This is a genomic window from Cupriavidus sp. WGlv3 (genome assembly GCF_023952475.1).
GTDB lineage: Bacteria > Pseudomonadota > Gammaproteobacteria > Burkholderiales > Burkholderiaceae > Cupriavidus > Cupriavidus phytorum.
Genome location: NZ_JALHRX010000002.1, coordinates 616,601 through 631,322 on the forward strand (window position 1 = coordinate 616,601; position 14,722 = coordinate 631,322).

The 14,722-nt window shown below is 54.5% G+C and carries 9 protein-coding genes; 5 read left to right on the forward strand and 4 right to left on the reverse strand.

The genetic code is table 11. The annotated features are described in order from the left end of the window. Nucleotides 1-19: 19 nt before the first annotated feature. Both MKD38_RS06195 and MKD38_RS06200 read right to left on the reverse strand, forming a co-directional pair. Nucleotides 20-2,575 (reverse strand): DEAD/DEAH box helicase, encoded by a 2,556-nt coding sequence (locus MKD38_RS06195; protein ID WP_252675250.1) that lies wholly within the window; start codon nucleotides 2,573-2,575, stop codon nucleotides 20-22. Then, a complete protein-coding gene (locus MKD38_RS06200) occupies nucleotides 2,568-3,422 on the reverse strand; it encodes a HamA C-terminal domain-containing protein (protein WP_252675251.1) in 855 nt (284 codons plus the stop codon). The genes MKD38_RS06195 and MKD38_RS06200 overlap by 8 nt, the downstream gene beginning before the upstream one ends. 1,627 nt (nucleotides 3,423-5,049) lie before the next feature. Between MKD38_RS06200 and MKD38_RS06205 the strand changes: the two genes are divergently transcribed. From MKD38_RS06205 to MKD38_RS31115, 5 genes are all read left to right on the forward strand, one after another. Continuing rightward, nucleotides 5,050-6,567 (forward strand): hypothetical protein, encoded by a 1,518-nt coding sequence (locus tag MKD38_RS06205; RefSeq protein WP_252675252.1) that lies wholly within the window; start codon nucleotides 5,050-5,052, stop codon nucleotides 6,565-6,567. A 3-nt stretch (nucleotides 6,568-6,570) separates the two neighbouring features. Continuing rightward, nucleotides 6,571-7,377 (forward strand): hypothetical protein, encoded by an 807-nt coding sequence (locus MKD38_RS06210; protein ID WP_252675253.1) that lies wholly within the window; start codon nucleotides 6,571-6,573, stop codon nucleotides 7,375-7,377. 3 nt (nucleotides 7,378-7,380) lie between these two features. Continuing rightward, nucleotides 7,381-9,009 (forward strand): hypothetical protein, encoded by a 1,629-nt coding sequence (locus tag MKD38_RS06215; RefSeq protein WP_252675254.1) that lies wholly within the window; start codon nucleotides 7,381-7,383, stop codon nucleotides 9,007-9,009. Next, complete coding sequence (locus MKD38_RS06220) at nucleotides 9,006-10,103, forward strand: hypothetical protein (protein WP_252675255.1); 1,098 nt, start codon at nucleotides 9,006-9,008, stop codon at nucleotides 10,101-10,103. Before MKD38_RS06215 ends, MKD38_RS06220 begins: the two co-directional genes overlap by 4 nt. 83 nt (nucleotides 10,104-10,186) lie before the next feature. Continuing rightward, a complete protein-coding gene (locus MKD38_RS31115) occupies nucleotides 10,187-10,630 on the forward strand; it encodes a thermonuclease family protein (protein ID WP_371925645.1) in 444 nt (147 codons plus the stop codon). Between the two features lie 46 nt (nucleotides 10,631-10,676). Here MKD38_RS31115 and MKD38_RS06225 read toward each other — a convergent pair whose 3' ends face one another. Continuing rightward, on the reverse strand, nucleotides 10,677-11,345 hold the full coding sequence (locus MKD38_RS06225; RefSeq protein WP_252675256.1) for a DUF429 domain-containing protein: 669 nt from the start codon (nucleotides 11,343-11,345) through the stop codon (nucleotides 10,677-10,679). 242 nt (nucleotides 11,346-11,587) lie between these two features. Next, entirely contained in the window at nucleotides 11,588-14,713 is a 3,126-nt protein-coding gene (locus MKD38_RS06230; protein WP_252675257.1) for an AAA family ATPase, read from the reverse strand. Between the last annotated feature and the right edge of the window lie 9 nt (nucleotides 14,714-14,722).

Here is a 14,722-nt window from a genome sequence, read left to right on the forward strand (position 1 = left end):
ACGTCTGGCGATGGCAGCCTCAATCCAACAATCCAAGTCGTTCGAGTTCGCGAACAACAAAGGACGACAGCTCTGCGCGCCAGAACCATTTTGCTTTCAGTTCCTGTCGAACGAACGCTGCATCCTTATCCTTGGGTAAGAACTTGGACACTTCCAGGGCAGCAATCCGAGACATGCCAAGCTCCATCGCTGAGACCAGTGTTCTATCCGATGCACCGAACTCCAAGAACAATGGAATGGGCGGCATTTCCGATTCGTCACCGCGGCCCACTTCTATGAGCTTGTGCGTGAGGATATCCATATAGCACCGTAGGTACTTGACGTAGTGGTAGCGCAACTTCGTCTCGACCTGCTCCATTACCTTTCTTGCGAGTGACCCAATCTTCTTCGGCTCAAGCTCATCAAGATTCCCTTGCCGACGTTCCCAGTCCACTCGGTTATCAATCAAGGAACGGAGCGATTCACCGCGCATCCAAGCAAGCGCGAACCAGCCGTAATAGGCCTCCTCGTTTGTCAGTCGGCCTTCGAGATGTGCATGAATCGCCCGAAAGGCCGCTTCGAGTCGAGTTTTTGGGTCTGGGTACTTGCTCCTAGGATGCACAAGTATCATGCCGCTTAGGAAGCCTTCCGACGCACGACTTGTAAGGTGGTCGTACAGTTCTTGCTGGCGCAATGGCGATATGAGGTTGTTGCGTTTAAGGAGAGACGTGGGCAAAGACACACGGTCTTGCGCAGCCATGACGGCGTCCTTCAAGGCGGTCGTGCTTACGCTTGGATACCGGGCGAGAGCGCGCTCTATGGTCTGGTCGATTGTGCCGTCACGGGCATCCAAGAACAACCGCGTGAATACGCTTTCAGCGAGCGCCTCCTTCTTTACGCCAGACTTATGATAAGCGTCTTGCGCATAAGTCAGCACCAAGTCTTGTTTGACGCCAAGAGCGTCGCAAATTGATGGCTCTACGTCGGTCGTCTGTTGGTCGGAAACGGGCTGGGATTCCCAATCCTCGTAGTCGACCAAGAACACATTTCCGTGCGTATCGCGCTTCAATCTCCCCGCACGTCCCGCGAGATTCCAGAACTCATTGGCCTCCAGCGGCCCAAGCGGGCCCTTCCTCGGATTCTTTAGAAAGATGTTGCGAGCCGGGAGATTCACGCCTTGGAGCAGCGTCGATGTGCAGACCAAATATTTGATATGGCCGGCGTCGAAGTACTCCTCGACCGCCTTCGATATCGTCGTCGGCAGGCGACCGTAGTGCACGCCGACACCCTTCCTCAGTACCTGTGCGAGCTTAAACTCTGGATGGATGTGCTCCGCTACGAAGCTGGAAAGCTCCTCCAACGGAGAATCAGCAAAGTTGTCAGGCTCTGGCAACCCATCGGCCAAATCTGAGGCAGTACCGTCTGCAGACGACGGCGCCCACGCATAGACGATACTCTGTCCTTCCTTGCCAAGCTCCAACGCGGCTGTCACCAGCCTATCGTCCTTGGCGATACTTCGCGTGGTCAGTACGCTTCCGACGCTCAGCTTCTCCTGACCTTGCCGATGCAGTTGGACAGAAATCATCCGCTTCGGCTTCCGGCCGCTGCAAGTCACGAACAGCAAATTCTGGCGTACAGGTCGAACCGCGCTCCGGACCGTCTGCACAGCCTTCGCTCCGAGCAACGGCGCGATGGTTCGCGCGTCCTTGGAGCTTGGGGTGATGAACAGCATTTTGGTCTCTGGACGCCGCGCAAGAGCATCCTCCAAGCATCCAAGGAGCAAGATTCCCCTGTCAGCATCACCGATTTGCTGCGCTTCATCCACGATTACTACATCGAACTCAATCGTGGACTCGTTCAGAATGGTCTGGAGACGCTCTTGAGTTAGCACGAACACGAGGCTCTTTCCCGCGTGCAAGTCGTCATGAACTTGCGGAACGCTGCTGACGACAACCCTGTCTGCCAATGGCTTCAGCGCGTGCGTGAGACTGGCCTGCACCTCAAATATGAGAGAACGCGACGGTACGAGGTAGACGATGTTTCTGGCCACCTCGGTGTTAGCCAGCTCGTCCAGCAAGTACATCTGGACCAAGAAAGACTTTCCCGCGGAAGTAGGCGCGGACACATTCACGAACTGGTGCCCGTGCAACTGCCACCAGACGTCTGCTTGGAAGTCCGTGAACACAATTTCTTGGTTGAGAACGGTGACCGTGTTTTGGTCCCGCCGAGCGGCTTCGCGGACCTTCAGAGTCCACGGCAGTTCCTGTTCTATGAGGGGTCGGTCGGAGACATAGTCACCGGCAGGGAAGTTTCCCGTTTCCGCCAGAATGTGGCGCCACACGCCGCGGAGCCTGGAGTCTGCATGACAGGCGGCCAAGGAGTACGCAATGTCCTGAGCGAGGCCTTGGTGTCTTGGCTCTGTCGAGCGCGCCAATGCAATTGCTGCCTCACTCAACCTGGCTGCCCGAACCGATTCGAGGCTAGGCAGACCGCCAAGCAGCGGCACAAGACTTTGCTGCTGCAGGTCCGCAAGTGCTTCTTGGAATAGTGGGCTGGATTCAATGCGCTCTGCAAGCCTGAATGAGAACTCAGCCATTCATCGCCTCCTGGAACTTCGCTCGGAACAACTCCACCGATGGCACGGGGAAAATGAACAAATCTACGTTCTCAATCTCAATACCATTGTTCTTGAGGTGGCTCCGAGCTGTACCGATTTTTTGCTTCATCGCCGCCTTGTAGAAGGCGAGGAACGTTTCCTCGACTTCGGCCAGAGGTACGTCAGCAAGCTTTGCGTAAGCGTGATAGTCGAAGCCGACGAGTATCGCGAAGCGGTCAATTCGTCGATTCCCTTCCTCGGTCTCGAACGGATTGAGGAAGCGAAGCAAATATTCGATACCTTTCTCGGGGAAGGTCCCCAAGTCGTGAAAGTTCGACACCAGTTCGAGCTCTCGCTCCAGGCGCCCATCAGCGTTCGCCACAAGTGCCGCCACCGACTCCGCCGCATCTTGCATGGCACTCGAGAACGATTGATGCATCTTTGACTCTCCAAAATAAAGAATCAGTGCATCGGTCTTCTCGCACCATGCAGCGTGAAGACCGTCAGCGCCATGCACCGGCATGTTGCTGCTGGTTTTCAACCGCATTTTCGACACAATCAAAGGAGCCCGGAGGTAGTGCTCGATGAGCGCATATAGGAGGAGCTCTCCTGCCTCCCCCGACCTGGCGTCCGCGTCCGGCGCCATGAACAAACTCCTTGCCTTCGCGGCAAGCTCCTCGACGGCGCCCGTCTCCAATTCTCCGGCTTCGTTATCTAGGCGTTTGGCTTTACGTCGGTCCGCACGCGTAGCGCAGAATTTCGTTATCTCCTTAACCAACATCCTCGCCAACGCTTCCATCGTCGGTTGGCGCCCTTTGAAGACGGGATAAAGGAAATGCGCGTTCACGCAGGGCAGAGTCGGAGAAGTGAACTCGACGCGCCTGATGCGTACATCGACAGCGTGGGACTCGACAATGGCACTGATTCTGTCCGCTAGGGACCCCGTCGGGAAAGCCTCATCTTGCATTAGATAACACACCTCTGAACCGGCGCCAGACGACCTTATGCCTCCGGCATAACGGAACTTAGACCAGATGTAATTGATATTTATATCTTGCTTGCCGCTCGGACGCAGTTTACATCGGCATATTGCGATGCGGAGCCTCCCCCCTTAGGAGGGGCTTCCAATTGAGGCCATCATCCGTGGTCTCAACGGGTCTTGGAAGCGCCTGCACCTATTCGGACCAATTACTGGCTAAGCCAGCGCCCCTGTGTATCCCTGGCCACCGTACTTTTTTGTCCGGGTCCAATGCTGCTGCGATAACAGTTCTGCTTCTTTAACTTGCAAGGAAAAATCTTCGAGAGTCATTGCGACGGACTGGTCCTCACACCCCGCGATATTGGCTACCGTCAACCGCTTGCACTTGATAGTCAAACCTGACGTCATCGCTTCCAGTGAATGAGTGCGCGAGAGCAATGGCTCTACTGGAGAAGGTGTGCACTCGGTCGTATCGCCGATTCGTTGCGCGTCCTAATCGAGGTTACCAGCAAAGCACGGCCTCCCTACCAGCACCCTAAATCCACCGTCACGGACTTCGCCAGCTTGCACATTCTGACGATGTGGAATTGGAAGACGTCAACTGTTCTTCCAATCAAGACGAGCCAAGCAGCTGCCGGCCACACTCCTGCGAGTCGGCCGCCCGGCGAGCCGGCTGGCCGCCATCAATAGCAGGTGTCGCGGTGCCCATTATTTGACCCAGACCCAGCGGCATTAAGTATGTGCACACTTACTTTTACGGGCAGTGCGGGTGGCCAGCGGCGAAGGCCATGGCGTTGGTGTTTATGAGGGAAGAAATCCTTACGTCGTGCGGTACCCGACCGTTCTGGCACATACCAAAGTCGTCACTGAGAAGTCTGGGGTGAGGGGGAAAAAGGCTCTTGGCCCGTCTCATCGAATGAACCAGAAGTGCCTTATGAGGCGGCAACAACTTTAGGCAGGCGTCACTGGAGGTCGCTCCATGGCAGCAAAAGGTTAAGCGGTCAAATCTAGCGGGGAAGTCCCTTTCATTCCTTATTTGTCTCGGACACGTGTCGCTTCGCCGTAACAAAGCGCCTCAATCGCCATAAACATGACGACGTCTCCACCCACCTTTTGGCGTATTGTAACTTTTCGTAACCCGTGATGTAATAAAGTATTGCAAAGCGCAATACAAATCACAAATATGGGCGCCGAAAAAAATATCGGACTTAGTTTCCGGGTCACACCCTCCTTCAAAAAGCTCTTGGAAACAGCAGCGGGACGCGAGAGACGAAGCCTGACAAATATGCTGGAAGTTGCACTGGAGGATTACTGCCAGCGAAAGGGCATTCTGGTCAATGACCAGGCCGGCTCCGAGGAGAGCCAATGAAATCGCCCGACTGCTCCAGCGACCCTACGCAGCGCGAGGCTCTCCTCATGGGCGAACACCAAGCAACAAGAAATCACCCTCACTTCCCAAACTGAAGCGAGTTTTAATCCCAGCAGAGAACCTGCGATGACTCTCGACACTCGCCTTGGAATTCTGATTCGTCTGTACGAAAAACTGAAAGGCTGGATTTTTCGTGCGCCAAAGCCCTCATATGAGGCTGCGCACCCAACTCTTAATCCCATCGACATCGAACAGTTGACCATCGAACTGCGGCTGCGGGAGGAAGGCGAACGTCTTGGGCATCAAGGAGTCCCCAACCAAACTTCAACGGTTCTTTCCGGTCCTGAAATGGCCGTAGTGCACCGCGTGGAAAAGCAGCGTCAGGAGTACATGCAGTGGGGAGCTATCCGACTTTCAAACGTCAACAACGACATTCACTCGTGCAACCTTATCCAGCGCATCAACAGTGCCCTGGCCGCAGGTGAGTCATTTGAAAGCAACGTCAATGCGATTATCACGCGCAAAGACACCCAGCTAGAGAGCCTTGCTCAAGCAAAGCATCAAAAACATGTCCAACTGGAGCGGTTTAGAGCGACGAACGGACTTACTCGCGATGCCATAGTGCCGAGTGGGCTTAGCAAATGGTCAAAGCGGATAGGTCTGCTTGTGTGCGTATTGTTCGAGGGAGTGCTCAACGCCAAATTCTTTGCGCAAGGCCTCGACGACGGTCTACTTGGAGGATTCTTCTATGCCTTCGCGCTCGCCTTCGTAAACGTCTTATTTGCCTTTGGAATCGGGCGTTATCTTCTACCCAATTTATGGCATCAGCGTTTCGAGTGGAAGCTGATGGGGATGGTTGGTCTCGTCTTCATCGTAGCGTCCGTTGGCGGCGTCGGCCTTGCCATTGCGCACTTTCGTGACACTCTCACGGCCGGCATACCTGACGCCGAGGCGGCCGCGCTGCACGCCTTGAAGGAGAGCCCCTTTAAGCTCCGCGACATCATGTCTTGGCTACTGTTTCTTCTTAGCGCCTGCTTCGGTCTCAGCGCGGGGTACGCTGGTTTGTCATTTCTAGACCGCTACCCAGGTTATACCGCAATCACGGAGGAAGCAGACAAGGCTTCGGATGAGTACGAGGAAGAACTCGAAGACTTGAGGGACGAACTAGATAGAGAGCGCGATGACGCAGTTGCCGCTCTCGAATCTACGCTACACGATTCGCAGGAGGCCCTTCGCGGCCTTTCCGCTGCGATTCGAACAAAGCGGGATTCGGGAATCGATTTTCTTCATGTAATGCAGGAGGCTGAGCGCGCACTTGCGTCTCTGCTAATGACGTTCCGGACCGAGAACACTGTCGCACGTGGGGGCGTTCCTGCTCCCGCATACTTCAACGAAATTCCCAGATTGCAAGAATTGCCCCTTCCAGACTTCACTGTGGAGCAAGATAAAGCCATCCTGACGCAACAAGAGGCGCTTGTAGCTGACCTTCTAAAGGGAGAACAGGGCATTCGGTCGCGAATCCAAAACGCCTTCAACCAAAAGTATCAACTTGTGCGCCCCTTGAAAGCGCAATTTCCGCAGGCTTCAGTAGGCCCCACCTCCGAGACGCCAGCTTCCGCTTCTGGCACAGTCTTAGGGAGCTAAAACATGGCACGAGCTAGCCGGCGTAAACAACGCGAACAACAATTCGACCTACTAAAAATCTTCGGAGGCCTCTTTTTAGTAGCCGCCGCTCTGATTGGGGTTGTATACGTCACTCTCACGAAGGAAAAGGGCGTCGACAAGGCAACCCTTTGCCCCGCCAACGGTCCCACCGGACACGTGGTCCTTCTTGTTGACCAGACAGACCCGTTCAACTTCGTACAGAAACGCGCTTTTGAAGCCGAGTTGCAGACCCTCGTACTTCGGCGGACTCCCAAGGGCTCACTACTATCGGTGTACGTGCTTGGTGAAGATTTCACCTTGAATGCGGAGCCTTTGGTAGAGCTTTGCAATCCCGGCTCCGGAGAGGACAAAAGTGCGCTTACGTCCAACCTAACCCGCCTTCGCAAGCAGTACGAGGAACGCTTCGTACAGCCACTGATGCAGCAGTCCGAAAAACTGGTTTCCGCGACGCCCGCCAAGAAGTCTCCGATTTTCGAGATGTTGCAACTCATTGGAATCAATGCCTTCAGAAAACATGACATCCAAGGCGAGCGGCGTCTCATCGTAGTGTCTGACATGCTCCACAACACCCCTGAGTTCAGTATGTACAAGGGGCTACCAGATTTCGACGCCTTTACTGACACGGCCTATGGTCGCAAAGCGCAGGCGGACCTTTCAGGCGTCGAGGTGGAGCTCGACTATCTCGTCAACGACCCGAAGATTCAAACTCGCCGCAATCTAAGCTTCTGGGAAGCCTATTTCAACAAGGCCCGCGCACGCGTGGTGTCGGCCCGACCGCTGGAGGGCTAATACATGAACAAGACAGCCTACATCCCCACTAAGAATCTTTTCTTCCTTGCCGTCGTGCTGAAGGTGCTTTTTGCGGGCATTAGCGTACGGCTCCAGGATGCTTGGGTACTAGGTTTCGGGTTGCCGCTGGTGGTGATGAGTGCCTACATGGCCCTCGGCTACCGCCGTCGCGACAAGGCCGAAGTTCCTGACGAGAAGTTCGCCGACAGCTGTTACTACTTGGGATTCATCTTTACGATTGCCTCCATTTGCGCTTGTCTCCTCGACATTCCAAACATTGGAACCAATATGAGCGCCATCGCGGTTCGCTTCGGTGCCGCAATGGTGAGTACGGTTCTTGGCCTCTTCGTTCGTGTTTGGCTCGTAACCTTCCGCAAGGACTCGAGCGACGCCGTTGTCGACGCCGGGGAGGCGGTAGTAAAGGCGTCCTATGCGCTTGCCGACCAGCTAACCGTGTCGCTCAATCACTTCAAGGGCTTTGACGAAGGACTTTTCCGGGCTACTCAGTCCAGCGCGGACAGGGTCAACCAGCAGATTGAAGCCATCGCCAAGAACTATGCCGCATCACTTGACGGCCTCTTCGAACAGCTTTCTAGCAAACAGAAAGAGCAGGTTGACACTGCGCTGGCACGGGCAGAGCAGGCAAGCAAGGCACTGGAGAACATCGTCGAGCGGGTCGGTCAAGGGGCAGCAAAGAGCGTGCTCACTGTCCAGCAACGTGCAGTGGACCTCGTCGGGGAGCTCGAGAATCGTCTGCGCTCCAGCCAATTTCCTGGGGATTACTTTGTAAAGACTCTCGCAGCACCGATGCAAGACTTCCAGGTAGCTGCCACCGCGCTCAGCACTCAGGTCCAATCGGCCTCCTCCGGCATTGAAAAGTCTACAGGCAAGGTGACTCAGGCATTTAAACGCCTGGAGCAACGGTCCGATGAGATTGACCAAGCAATCAACTCTGTTGTAACCCTTTCCAAGAGCCAGCATGAAGTCCTCCAGGCTACCCAAGGTCAGATGGACGCCCTCACTGTGATGGGCCAACAGCTCTGCACAATGGCAGAAGCACTAGCTGAAGTGATGAGACGTCTGGAGTCTTCCAACGGTGAAACCCGCGAACTCACTGGCGCGGTATCAGAATTTGCCCGCACCAGCGAGACTACAAGGGCGACCCTCGCGGATTCGTTGCATGGCATCACGCGCCAACTTGCCGTTCACGCTGCATCCAACGATGCCTTGTCAAAGCAAATGGCCGACAACGTCCTGAATACACGAGAGACTGTCTCAGCGCTGCGAGATGGAGCCTCGGCGAACATCCAAGCTATAACAGAGATGAAGACGACGGCCGCAACGCACGAAGAGGTTGCCAGACAGTTGCAGGCGTCCGTCGCCAAGCAGGAAACGGTCGCTGCAGCTCTTTGGGAAGCTGGTGGGCAATCCATTCGCGTGTCCGAGCAACTCGCCGAGGTTACCTCTCATCTCCAAAGCATCTCAAAGGGACTCCATGCGCCCGTTACGACCGCACCTCATGTCGGTGCGGCGCCCACAGCCAGTCCCGTTGGTCAAGATATGCGCCCAATAGGGATGGTCATCCAATCCGTGGACGGCCGTGAAGCGATGGCAAGCAAGGACTATCCATGACACCGAAGCGTCAGGACCAGGTCTTTCAACTATCGCTGACCGAAATTGCATTCACAATCACATTCATCTTGCTGCTCTTGCTGGGCTACATGCTTTTCAAGAGCCAGAAAGACATTGAGGACATGCGCAAGCAACTGGACGAGTTTCCCTTGCTTACGGATGTTCAGCAAGGGTTGACCGACGCGAAAAATCAGCTTGCCCACGTACTGCAAGGGGCCGGTCTACGAAATCCTGATGAGGCTATTTCCAAGCTGATGGCAGCCGAACAGGCAAAGGCAGAGAATGCTCGACTTCGGAAACGACTTGAAGAGTTGGACAAGGAGCTAACGGCACTCGCCGAAGTAAAGGCAAAGATTGAAGCCACCGCGAAGGAAAAACGACCTGATGTCACAGCTGCTGAGGTGATGTCTGCATTGACCATGCAAGATGCGGTTATCAAGGCAGTAGAGGGGCATCAAGGCCCCGGTAATGCACAGAGCAGTACCGCAAAGAAGCCGGACACATCGCGCATCCTTGCCGAGGTTCAACAAGCACTGAAGACGTCCTCAGAGCTTAGGAGGGAACTGAAAGACAAGCTCGACAAAGAGCTTCCAAAAGGTAAGGAACGGGAGACTGTTCAAGACGTTGTCGACGCTGCGAGCAACTTCATCTCCATGACAAATTCCGGGGCAAATATCAAGGTGCTGCAGAAGGACAACGCGGACCTTCGCGGCCAGGTGGCGTTCCTCCAAAATCGACTCAATGCCAATGGAGGTCGCGACTATCCCCCATGCTGGCTTAACACCGCCGGGAAGATTGAGTTCTTGTTTGCGGTCGAGTTACGTCCAGACGGTGTGGCTGTTGCGCCTGCATGGCCGTCCAGTCGCGACGCCGATGCCAAAGCACTCCCCGGCATCGATGCCATGCTTGCGGGAAGCTTCTCCTATGCCGAGTTCGAGTCGAGAGTTCGACCTATATTTGACTGGAGCCGTAAGCAGAGCCCTGAGTGCAGACACTACGTCCAACTCAAAAGCACGCTTACCGACGCTGTCCAGTCTGACCGCATGCGTTTGCGGGTCGAGAACTTTTTCTACAAATCGGAGATACGTCGATAGTGGCCTCCATCCGATTGTTTGTGCAGAAAGTGACGTTGCCCTTGCAACGGTACGTCGTCGCCTCCGCAGCGGTGCTGGCTTTGGTGAGCACCACAAATGCGGCCACTTTTACGGGTAGGGTCGTCCGGATTGTCGATGGGGACACCCTCACTGTACTCAATGATGAAAAGCGCGAGATACGGGTTCGCCTAGCAGGCATAGACGCCCCTGAACACAGCCAAGCATGGGGAGAGCGTTCTCGCCAATATCTCGCCAGCCTTGCATTCGCAAAGCGCGTTTCAGTGGAGTGGTACAAGACCAGCTACAACCGAGTCATTGGAGTCGTCATTGCGGACGGCGTCGACATATCGCTCGCTCAAGTCAAGGTCGGCTTAGCGTGGCATTACAAGAGATATGAAGCAGAGCAAGCTCCCAAGGATAGGCAAGCCTACGCCGCAGCCGAGCTTGAAGCGCGGAAAGAGCGGCGCGGCCTTTGGCAGGACCCAGAACCGATACCCCCGTGGGACTTCCGACGTCGGAGATACTGAGTGTTCGGTAGTTGCATTCTCGCTGATGTCGTTTTCCCGGCGAATCTCAAAGGAATGAGCGAACTTCTTGCAAGTCGGCGCCCGGTACGAAGATGTATCCACCATGGCTGTCCCCGTAAGCTCGCGTTCTTCCCAAGAGCAAAAGCTTTGCTGTCAGGGCACATAACGCAGCATCCACGGCGTCAATGGAGGTTAGAGAGCTGGCGTTGATGCCGGCATCTTCTAGCACCTTGCGTCGCTGAACGCGCTTTAGTTTTGCCGAAGCGACGTCCCTACCGATAAGGGAACAGGTGATGGCGTGCGGAAACGTCTCAAAGCTGACCGGCCCTTCGACGTAGCGTTTCTCGAGGAGCAAAGGATACGTAGGCGCGAATGTCTGGAAGACCTTCTCGCCGCTGAACATCCAACCATAGAATCCGCTGGTGTTTGCTAAGGCCCGCTCTTGTGTCGGTGTCGAGAAGCAAAATATCTTCTCTTTGGCGAGCTCCTTTTCCGCGAGTCTTCCGGCGCCATCCAAACTCCATCGGCATGGTGAGTCGACGCCAACGGCGACTACCTCGTGCTGAAGACAGTCTTGGTACAAGTCTTCCGGATTACTGCTTTTTGCGACACGGCAAACTTCGCGGCCTCGCAAGATAACAAGGTGACATCCCTTTCTTGCCCCGCCGATGTCGATGCCGGCTACGGCGACTGTGCCTGAAGCGCTCGTCTTCACTGATGTCTCCACTCGTACTATCGTGGCCGATGGCGCAGTAGCATAACAAACCGGCTGCCGGCATTTGCGCCGAATCTACAGAAGGGAGGCTCGTCATGCCCCGTCGCTCGCCCTGTAGCAAGCGGGCTGCGTAGGCAAATTGTAGGCGCGACTTCTTTGCTCAAACTCGAAGGCTCGCAGACTGTACCGTCCTTCAACTTTTTTGGGCAACTGAGCCGCGCCTGCTCCCCAAGACGGCCCACTCAACCCATTTGCCGGGAGAGTGAAATCTTTTTGAAACGCGGAGCTCCTAGAAACATAAATTTCTTTTCGAAAAGTGCCGCGACCTTCGCGTCGGCCGTTGCAAAGAATACCTGACGGTGCGAGTTCAGAACGAGGTCGCGCAAGTAATCCAGAAACGAAAGAGCATTCATATCATCTATATGAGCAATTGGGTCATCGATGAGAAGAACAGGAGGTGCAGAGCGCGCTGTCGAGTTAAGCGATAGAAACACTGACAACGCAAATGCCGCACGTTGGCCGGTGCTCACCTGGTCGAGCCCTCTTGTGGAGTTCGTTCCTCGCAAGCGGAGAAGGTGCTCTGATGACGATACTGCGAACTCGTACTCTCTGGGCGAGTGGATACGCCCGAACACGTCGTCTATTTGCACCTTTATGTTCGACAAGATGCCTTCCATTGCGGAGTCCAGAGAATGGCTCGCGGCGAGTTCCGCCAGTACTGCGTCCGCACTCACCAACCGCGCGCTCTGAGCCTTCTTCTCTTCCAGTCTCGTGCTGGCTTCTTCATAGTTTTTCTTTAAGCGATTTACCAGCGTCAGCGCCTCTTTCTCGGCATTCAATGCATGCAAGGCCTTATCAAATGCCTCAGCTGCTGCATTGACGTCACTTTCCATATCAGCCATTGGAAGCTCGTTGGGCCAATCAGAAAATTCTCTGATATTTCCCACAAACTTCAACGCCGATTCAAAGCGCTCCAGGTTCCGCTCAAGCGCTGGCCATATCTCTTGATGCTCCAGGTTTCGCTCTTGAGAGGGCATCAAATCACTGTCTATAAGCCAACGCAACTCAGCGGAAATCTCTGCCATCTCTCCGGTAAGGTGTTCAATGATTGCCCTCAGGTCTTCCTGTTCACCAGAAATTTGGAGCAATGCGTTCTGTATGAAGCCGACGTCCTCTACGTCGTCTCCTTCCTCGAAGGCATCCCGTACTTGCGGGTAAAGTGTCTCCATCCGGGCAGAGCTTAGACCCGAACGCTTCACAGCATTCATTTTCTCTTGGGTCGCGGTCTGCCCATCGGTAGCCCGCTTGAGTGCTAGCTCAGCATTACGAAGCGTGGTAAGTATTTGCTCCGCTGTCGCTAGCGCAGGATTCAAATTTAGATTTTTGGCAACCGACAGAAGGTGCTTAAGGTCTTTTTGAATACGCCGCGCCTCGATTTCTCGCTCCTTGCTACGCTGAACATGGCTTACGAGCTGCTCAACGCCCGCGGAGGCATGCTTGATATTCAGCTTCTCAATCTTCGCGTGCAGAATTTCTGGCTCATGGGGCGTCTCGCACACTGGACAGAGCTCTGGAGACCCTCCCTCTTTGGCTACAACTCGAGCGGCCGCCTGCAACTGTGCAATTGCCACCGCTAGCGAATCACGAATAGACTGGATTTCGCCCAGTGTGGATTCCGCCCTCATTACCTCCGTCTGGGCATCAAATACACGACTCTGGCACCGCTCCAGCGCTGTCTGCAAAGGACTATGCGCCAGCTCGTCGGGGAGCGGGCTAAGCACAATGCCTGCAAGTTGGCCTAACCGGTGTCGGCATTCTTTGACTTCGACGTCCCAGTGCCTTGCCTCTCGAACTAAACCTGGAAGACCAGCCTTGCAATAGGAAAGCCACTCATCTAAAAGCCCCCCAATCTCACTGAAATTTGAAAGCCTCTCGCGGTTCTCCTTGATGACAGCATTAAGATGCTTTCGTTTAGCCTCGACGGGACTTGCCCGCTGGTGGATTGCCGCAAGCGCCTCGGTATAATCTCGCAAGGCAAGAGGCGTAACATCCACTCCGGATATTAGGCTTCGAATTTTTGTGATAAACAACAAAACAAGTTCGAGAGGCTTGCGCTCTTCCGGGACCAATGCTTCCCCAGTCCGCATCTCCGGTACTTTCCATCCCAGAGCTCGAAGTTGAGCACGGAAATTCATTGCTAGCGATGTCGCCTCGGTAGGCGCCCGTTTAGCTTGGTCAACCTCTCTCTTTAATGCGCTACATCGAACGGCTTCAGTTTCCACCTCCCGTTGAATCTCTCGACGCCGCGTCGCTATATCGGCCTTCAATTTCTCGAAATAGTCCCACAGCGTCGAAGCCTCCATACCAACGAGGAGTCGTCGAAGGTCGTCATGTAGTGAAGAGTGGTCGAGTTCACGTGCAATTCGATGTGCCGCGTCAGTGTCGAGGAAGTTATAGCGGGTAAAATTATCCAGAATTCCCTTCGACTGATGAGCTTCCGTTCGGTACCAGGCTAAATTTCTACTTTTTAATCTCCCAGCTTCGCTGGTCGATGCCACAGCAAACTCACTGTCCGACCCCGGTAGTTGCACGGTACCACGAAGAATATGAGTCCCAACGTCCGTTCCACGCCTATTGTGTCCGCAATAGAGGTATTCAATAGCTTCTAAGAGCGATGTCTTGCCAACACCATTCGGCCCAACAATGAGATTGACGTCTCCGAAGCGAAAGCTTCGACCATTGTGAACCGGTCGGAAAGTAACAATTTCCAGCTGACGCAGAAAACCTTCGCTTAGCGCTTGGTCCTTCGCAGAAAGGCTGGAGGGGGCCTTTTTGGCGATGGGCTTTACCGCATGCCCATTCTCAATCCGGTCAATTGCGCGGGCGCGGGGAGGCCTGTCCAAGAGTAGATTCAATTGTCGCTGCTCAAGCAGCGAAATCCATGCATCAACTACACCACTGGTGTCAAAATCGGACTGGGGTGCAAAGAGCGGCGACTCGGCCAGAACGTCCAGCAGTTCATTTGCCGAAAGTACATACTTACGCGCGTAATCCTTATTCGCTTCGATACGAGCCTTGATGTTTGCGTACTCAGAACTGCTCTGCGAATTCAATCCAGCGATAAAGTAGAGGTAATTGTTCCAACGAAGCGTCTCGCTGGTATCGAAGTAGTCTGGACCTATCAAGGTCTCTTGATATGACCGCAAGTCTTCGACGCGCTCAAGCAAGTTATCGTTGAAGTCAAAGTAGAGCACCGCAAATGCTTTTTCAGCGTATGTACGTTCGACACGAAGGACGCCCTCTTGGACCTCCGTGACATTATGGAAGTGGGACTTTACTGCTTCTTGTATTTCAATCAAATCAGCCATTTCGAAATA